This window comes from Epibacterium sp. Ofav1-8 (assembly GCF_022348185.1).
Taxonomy (GTDB): Bacteria; Pseudomonadota; Alphaproteobacteria; order Rhodobacterales; family Rhodobacteraceae; genus Epibacterium.
Genome location: NZ_JAKRFD010000036.1, coordinates 1 through 1148 on the forward strand (window position 1 = coordinate 1; position 1148 = coordinate 1148).

Annotated in this window: 3 protein-coding genes; all 3 read left to right on the top strand. The window is 67.2% G+C overall.

Annotated features, from left to right (window positions below; genetic code table 11):
* Window positions 1-290, top strand: a 290-nt coding sequence (locus tag MHM97_RS22690) for a phage head completion protein (protein ID WP_239325911.1), incomplete at its 5' end; no start/stop codon positions are given.
* Window positions 290-763: a hypothetical protein gene (locus tag MHM97_RS22695; RefSeq protein WP_239325913.1), complete on the top strand. Its 474-nt coding sequence runs from the start codon at window positions 290-292 to the stop codon at window positions 761-763. The genes MHM97_RS22690 and MHM97_RS22695, both read left to right, overlap by 1 nt.
* Window positions 760-1122, top strand: coding sequence for a tail completion protein gp17 (gene gp17 / locus MHM97_RS22700; protein ID WP_239325915.1), 363 nt, complete (start codon window positions 760-762; stop codon window positions 1120-1122). The genes MHM97_RS22695 and gp17 overlap by 4 nt, the downstream gene beginning before the upstream one ends.
* The last annotated feature ends 26 nt before the right edge of the window (window positions 1123-1148 follow it).

Sequence of the window (1148 nt, forward strand, 5' to 3'; positions counted from 1 at the left end):
GGCGCGAAGAGAATGACGCGGGCGAACAGGAGGTCACCGGCTGGGAGGTGCTGTTTTATCGCTGGGCGGCCTATGAGCCGGTGAGCGATGGCGAGCGGTTGCGGGCGGCGGCGGTGGAACAGCGCAGTGATGCGCGGTTCCGGGTGCTGTGGTCGGGGCCGATGGTGCAGATCACCGGCGCGCATCGGCTGCGGTTTGACGGTGCAGATTGGCAGATCACCGGCCTCAAACAACGCGGGTTCAAGGGCGAGATCGAGATCACCGCCTGGAAGATCCCGGAGGTGTCTTGATGGCCGTGAAGATGCGCATTGAGGGCGCGGGCGATATTGAACGGGCGCTGGCGGCATTGCCCCGTGGCACCGCCAAGGGCGTGATGCGGCGCGCCATGAAGAAGAGCCTCAAACCGGTGGCGCAGATGGCCGAGGGGGTCTCGCCCTTTGCCATTGCCGTCACGTCGAAGCTGACCGCGCGGCAGCAGCGCGAGGCGCGCAGGGATCGGGGTCGCACCAAGGTGGTGCTTTACGTGGGGCCGGTTGAGCCGGATGGCGGTGATGCCCCGCATGCCCATCTTTATGAGTTTGGCACCGGCCCCCGGGTGCAAGCCTCGACCGGGCGGGCGACCGGGGCGATGCCGGCGCGGCCCTTCCTGCGCCCGGCCTGGGATGCCAGCCAGGCGATGATGCTGGCCACCCTCAAACGCGAGGTCTGGGCGGAGATCGAAAAGAGTCTGGAGCGGGCCCGGCGCAAGGCGGCGCGCGCATGAGCATGGAGCGCGAGGTGAGAGAGGCCCTCAAACCTCTGGGGCATCCGGTGGTCTGGGGCGCGTTTGACGAGGATGTCGGCTTTCCCCGCATCACCTTGCAGCGGATCGGCACGGTGACGGTCTACTCGCTGCGGGGGCGCGGCAATATCGAGACCGCGCGGGTGCAGGTGAATGTCGCGGCCACGACCTATGGCGCGCTGCTGACCCTGATGCCGCAGATCTCGACCACGCTCACCGACTATCGGGGCGGGTCTGTGCTCCGCATCAAAGAACTCTCCCGGCGGGACTCTTTCGAGGAGACCGGCGGCGATGTGATCCGGCTGCAAATGCTGGATGTGCAGGTGCGTTACCGCGCCTGATCTGGCCGGGAGACCGGCAACTTCCA

Excerpts from the sequence above, each read along its gene's own strand:
- gp17 (WP_239325915.1), top strand. The coding sequence starts at position 760 with ATGAGCATGGAGCGCGAGGTGAGAGAGGCCCTCAAACCTCTGGGGCAT.
- MHM97_RS22695 (WP_239325913.1), top strand. The coding sequence starts at position 290 with ATGGCCGTGAAGATGCGCATTGAGGGCGCGGGCGATATTGAACGGGCG.